Source organism: Enterococcus sp. HMSC076E04 (assembly GCF_001814285.1).
In the GTDB taxonomy this organism is placed as follows: Bacteria; Bacillota; Bacilli; order Lactobacillales; family Enterococcaceae; genus Enterococcus_B; species Enterococcus_B lactis.
This window is the reverse complement of the sequence record NZ_KV815583.1, coordinates 1-541: the sequence shown is the minus strand read 5'-3', so window position 1 is coordinate 541 and position 541 is coordinate 1. Positions and strand designations below refer to the sequence as shown.

General features: G+C 35.3%; 1 pseudogene. It reads right to left on the bottom strand.

Annotated elements, in window-relative coordinates:
* Window positions 1–52: 52 nt before the first annotated feature.
* A pseudogene (locus tag HMPREF2961_RS04955) lies at window positions 53–541 on the bottom strand (IS256-like element ISEfm2 family transposase); the annotation flags it as partial.

Below are 541 nucleotides of genomic sequence, written 5' to 3'. Positions count from 1 at the left end.
GGGAGCGTCAATAATTTTGTGTAAATAACTCGTCCTTCTGCAAAATAATGGGTTACTCAGTAAACATTGAAGCTAATGTATCCGTCACTTGTTGGAAGCCTTTATGGCTTCTATTTAAGAATTTTTGATTGTATGTATCAAAGATGGATACTAGGAAACGCTCTAGTGATTCTTCATTTTGAAACTGATCTTTTCTGCGGCTGTATTTCTTGATTTGTTTATTGAAAGATTCGATTAAATTAGTTGAGTAAATGCTTCGGCGGATACCAGGCGGAAACTCATAAAAAGTCAATAAATCTTGATTTTTTATCAGTGACTGCGTCACTTTAGGATAAGTTTTCTGCCACTTCTCAATCATACTCCCTAAAAAGGTATTTGCCTCTTCCTTTGAGCTAGCTTGATAAACAGCCTTAAAATCATCACAGATTTCTTTTCGATCTTTGACACGTACTTTATGAGCAATATTACGGGAAACGTGAACACAGCAATGTTGGTATTTAGCTTTAGGATAAATCTGGTGAATCGTATCTTTCATGCCTTT